Raw genomic sequence first — 5106 nt, 5'->3', positions numbered from 1 at the left:
TCTTACCGTCTTGTGGGTTCTGTTAGGTGTATCAGCTCCCGGTGCTTTGGTGTTCTTCCGACCCGTCCTGTGGGGCGGTCTCGTTGTCCTCGTCTGCTGCTGCGGCCGAGGTGGCCTTCCAGCCCCACGGGGCGGCACGCGGTCACAACGGGGAGACGGGCAAGGTGCGGTAGGTCTCGGCGAGCCGGGTCAGTACGGGGTGGTCGGCCGGGAACTCCCGTTCGTCGATCTGTGTGATCGGCCGGACTCCGGTGACCGCGTTGGTCGCGAACACCGCTTCGCAGTCGCCGAGTTCGGAGACCGGGACCAGATCCGTGGGGTCCGCCCCGGCGCGGCGCAGGAGTTGGCGGGTGGTGCCGGCGAGGATGTCGCCGCCGGGCCACACCACCGCTCCGTCGCGCACCAGACCGATGTTCCAGGTGCTGCCCTCCAGTATCTCGCCGCCGGGGCCGGTGAGCAGGACGTCGTCGTAGCCGTCGCGCTGTGCCAGGCGGCGCAGCCGGAGGGTGGCGGCCAGGCCGACCGACTTGACCTCGGGCAGGTCCCGTTGGTGGACCACGGTCCTCACCCGCAGTGGGGCCGGGTCGGCGGCCGGGGCGGGGCGGGAGGTGACCAGGATCCGCGGGTGGGCGTCCGCGCCCATCGTGGCGAGGTTCAGCGCGGGGTCGAAGACCGTGATCCGGACGGTCCCGCGCCCCTGCTCGGGGGCGGCCCGGCGGGCCAGGGCGCGCACCCGGCCGGGGTCCAGCGGCACGTCGAAGAGGAGGCGGCAGTCGCGGATCAGCCGCTCCAGATGGAGGTCGAGTCCGCGTACCCCGCCGTCCTCGGTCAACAGGGTCGTGAAATGGCCGTAGTTGGTCAGGGCCAGGGCCATCAGGTCGCCGGGGGCTACGGGTTCGCCGTCGATCTCGACCAGGCGGTCGGGGGAGGAATGCGGCCGATCGGGCCGGTGCGGTGTGTCGGTGACCGGGGTGACACCGCGCGGGGGAACGGTGGTCGGGGCAGCGGCGGTCGGGGTGTCCGAGGCGGCGGAGTACGGGCAGCCGGTCACTTGATGAAGTCCTCCACGACCTTCGGCGGCCAGGTGCCCACCTTGAGGACGCCCATCGAGTAGGCGCGGGAGACGAGGGCCGCGCGGTTGGGGACCTTGAGCGCGCGGAGCAGTCCGGTGACGTGGTACTCGACGCCCTGCCGGCTGAGGTAGAGGCGGGAGGCGAGGGGGATGGTGGAGACGCCGGCGGCGATGCCCTCCAGGATCCGGGCGTCGATCTCGCTGAGGATCCGCTTGCGCGGCGCGACCGCGGCGGCCTCCTCGGTCTTCTCCCCGGCGGCGGACATCACCACGAGGATGGCCGCGACGTCGGGGGTGTGGCCGCCGCGGACCGCCATGGCGCTCAACGGCAGCATGGAGGCGGTGGTCTCGTTGCCGACCGCGATGACCTCGGTGGCGAACCGGTGGCGCTTGCCTTCCAGCATGCGCGCGAACTGCTGCAACAGGGGCTGCTGGACGCTGGGGTGGACCAGGTCGCAGAAGTGCGTTCCGCAGAGGTCGGCGGCCGGTCCGCCGAAACGCCGGTCGAATTCCTGGTTGACCTGCTGGATGGTGAGGGAAGGATCGAGACACGCCACGTAGGCGTCGTGCCGGTCGAATCCGTCGGCGGTACCTGTGACGGACGAGGCGGGGGAGGCGGTCGCTCCGTCGGTCTGCGCGCGGTCCATGAGGGTGGTGTGGGGGGTGGGGGTCAAGGAACTCGGAACCCTTCTCCAATTAGCACATAACGGTGGCGGGGGGCAGGAATCCCGCTGATGGGACAGAACCCTGCCATGAGCCTTGTCGAAAAGGCGATGCGGGGAAGCAGATGTTTTGGATATTACGAAGGTGGCGAAGCAACGGTCAACGCGGTCACCGCCCGACCGGCCAATCCTGTGGTATCTCCTTCGGTAGGTACGGTCCCGTACCGAAGAGGTTCGGTAGGGAGGGGTTCGGTGTACGGACCCCGCCCCTCCCCGCAGCCACGACCAGGGAAAACGCCCCGCAGTCGACGAAATCACCCATCCCGCCGCACCGAAAGCGCTTGCACTCCCCAGAGCGGCGCGCACGGGCCCGTACATCATGACGGAAGCTCAGCTTTTTCCCCACCGGGAGAGCTCGGGTCACACCGTGGAACCGCAAACGGAAACACCCGGACCTACCCCGTAATTTTCCGGGATAAAGTCCGGGTTTCTTCCTTGTGTATTACCTGGGGACATCCCCGATTTCCGTGCCGGATACCAGTCCGATGAGTTCCCGGCGTCCCGCGATGCCCACTTTCCGGTAGACATGGGTGAGGTGCTTCTCGACGGCCCGTGAGCTGACCGCCAGCTCCGCCGCGATCTCCTGGTTGGTCAGCCCCCGGCAGGCCAGACCGGTCACCCGGCGCTCGGTGGGGGTGAGGAGATGGTGCGGGAAGGCCACGGGCGCGGACCGGTCCCCCGTACCGCTCACGGCGCGCTCCGCGAGGAAGGGCGCACCGCAGGCGGTCGCCAGGGTGGCCGCCTCCCGGGCCAGCGCCTCCGACTCCGGACCGCTGCCCAGGCGTTCGGAGAGGGACAACAGGGCGCGGGCCAGCTCCAGTTGGTTGGCGGAGCCGCGCAGCACCGTCACCGCCTCGCGGAGCAGGGCGACACCCCTGCCGCCGTCCTCCAGCCGGCCGAGCAGCCGCATGGCCCGGCCGACACCGACCGGCGCGCCCCACTGCTCGGCGCGCGCGAGCTCCTCCTCGGCGAGGGCTCGGGCGGTACGGGTGTCCCCCAGGCGGCGGTGGACACCGACGGCCCAGGAACGCCAGGGGAAGAGGACCGGATTGTGCCAGCCCGCGGCCTCCAGTTGGCGCCCGCAGGAGCGCAGGGAGTCCAGGGCGCCGGTGTGGTCTCCGGCGGCGATCTCGCCGGTGGCCTCCAGCAGGCGGAGGATCCCGGTGAGGGTGAGTCCCTGGGGGCGGATACGGCTCGCACGGCGCAGGACGCGTTCCGCGAGGTCCGGGTCGCGGGACTCCAGGGCGACGATGGCGTGCGTCATCGTCGCGACGGTGCCGAGGGTGTGGTGGTCGGTCTCGGTCATGCCGAGGGCCGTCTCGGACTGTTCCCTGGCCTGCGCGAGCCGGCCGCGGCCCAGATGGACCAGGGCCTGTTCGATGTGGGCCAGCGCGTTGGCGGGGGTGGTACGCCGCGCGTGGGCCCGGTGTTCGACGGCGAGCCAGGAGTCGACGGCCTCCACGGAGTCGGCGGCGATCATCGTGATGATCACCAGGGGCAGGGTGGAGTGGACGCGGGCGGAGGTGGCGGGTTCGCGGTCGAGGACGCGCCCGGCGAGCCGTACCACCTTGTCCGCGCGCATCCGGCAGCCGAGGGTGACGGCGCCGAGCAGCGCGATGGTCAGCTCCCGCTCGGCGGCGGTGTCCAGGGGTGGTTCGGGGCCCAGTTCCTTCAGCCGTTCGGCGGCGGCTGCCAGCATGGCGGGGTCCTCGTGGCCGCAGTGGCGCAGCCTGGCCTCCAGCCGCAGGGCGAGATCGCGGTCGGCGCCGGTGAGCTGGTCGGCGGGGCCCAGCCCTTCGGCCGCCTGGCGCAGCAGTTCGACGACGGTCAGCAGGGCGGGGCCGAGCGGGGTGGGCGAGATGCGCAGCGCGGCGACGGCGCGGTCCCGGGCCTCGGGCAGCAGGGTCATCGCCTGGGCGATGTGCCGTTCGCAGGCGAGGGGGTCGAAGCCCCTTTCCGCGGTGGCGAGTTCGACGAGGAGGCGGGCCCGGCCGACGCCGTCGGCCGGGCTGTCGAGCAGGGCGCGCTGGAGGTAGCGGGCGGCGGCGTCGGGGGCGCCGCGGCGCAGTGCGGTGTCGGCGGCGGCCCGCAGCACGTCGACGGCCCACGGCTGGTGGCGGGTGACGACGGCCATGAGCTGGGCGGCGACCTGTTCGGCGGGGGCGCCCGCGGTGTACAGGAGGTTCGCGGCCTCGTCGTGCATCCGTTCCCGCTGGACCATGGTGAGGGTGGACTCGGCGGCGTCGCGGACGGCGCGGTGGACGAAGCGCGGTTCGTGGGCGGCGGTGAGCATCCCGAGGGCGCCGAGGGCGCGCAGGGCTCCGGTGTAGCCGATGGAGTCGAGTCCGGCGAGCCGGGCCAGCGCCTCGGGGGCGGTCTGTTCGCCGAGGACGGCGATGGCGGCGGCGAGGTCGCGTACGGGCGCGGGCTGGGTGCGCAGGATGCTGGCGATGCGTTCGCGCAACTGGGAGGGGGCCAACCCGCGTGCCACGTCCGCGTGTTCGGCGAAGGGGCGGCGGCCGAGGACCTCGGTGCCGATGAGGGTGGCCTTGAGGAACAGGGGGTTGCCCGCGGAGACTTCGTGGCAGGCGAGGACGAACTCCTCGTCGCCGGGTTCGCCGAAACGCTCGTGGACGAGGGCGTGGGCGGCCGTCAGGCTGAGCGAGGCGGGCCGCAGGGTCTGGGTGGCGGCCTCGCGCACCTCGCGGATGAGGGTGTGGTGGGTGCGCGGGTCACCGTCGCGCAGGGCGCAGACGATGACGGCCCGCAGTCCGTGCAACCGCTTGGCCAGATAGGTCAGCCAGCGCAGGGAGGGCACGTCGGACCACTGGAGGTCGTCGACGAGGATCATGAGCCGGTTCTCGCCGCTCACGTTGGCGATCAGGGAGAACAGTCCGTGGAGCACGGCCTCGGTGGCGGCGATGGCCTGGTCGGCGCCGGGCGGTGCCGTGTCGTCGGCGAGTATGTGGCCGGCGAAGGAGGCGTGGGCGTCCATCCAGCGGTCGCGGGCTTCCTCGTCGGCGTCACTGAGCAGCGTCTCGAAGAGCTGCCGTACGACGCCGAAGGCGAAGTCCTGTTCCATCGGGGCCGCGTTAGCGCGCAGCACCCGGATGTCGTCGTGACCGTCCGCGAGGCCGGACAGCCGTTGAAGCAGTGCCGTACGGCCGATGCCGAGCGGTCCGGTGAGCAGGATCAGGGAGGACCGCCCGTCGGGGGGCGCCCCCCCCCCCGCCGGGGCCACAGGCGGGGCGAATTTTGGGGCCACCCCCACCCTGGCGATTAAAAAAAAAACCACCCCCCCCACCCTAAACA

The 5106-nt window shown here is 71.8% G+C and carries 3 protein-coding genes; all 3 read right to left on the bottom strand.

The window, feature by feature from the left end:
• Positions 1-142: 142 nt before the first annotated feature.
• A complete protein-coding gene (locus ACFXPK_RS23005) occupies positions 143-916 on the bottom strand; it encodes an aminotransferase class IV (RefSeq protein WP_385078197.1) in 774 nt (257 codons plus the stop codon).
• Positions 917-1047: 131 nt separating this feature from the next.
• Entirely contained in the window at positions 1048-1746 is a 699-nt protein-coding gene (locus tag ACFXPK_RS23000; protein ID WP_385001761.1) for a PAS domain-containing protein, read from the bottom strand.
• A gap of 490 nt (positions 1747-2236) precedes the next feature.
• The gene (locus ACFXPK_RS22995; RefSeq protein ID WP_385078171.1) at positions 2237-5035 is read right to left on the bottom strand and encodes an ATP-binding protein; all 2799 of its coding nucleotides are present in this window, start codon (positions 5033-5035) and stop codon (positions 2237-2239) included.
• Positions 5036-5106 lie beyond the last annotated feature (71 nt).

The sequence above is a fragment of the Streptomyces sp. NPDC059142 genome, assembly GCF_042755665.1.
Lineage (GTDB): Bacteria > Actinomycetota > Actinomycetes > Streptomycetales > Streptomycetaceae > Streptomyces.
This window is presented reverse-complemented; position numbering and strand designations above follow the sequence as displayed.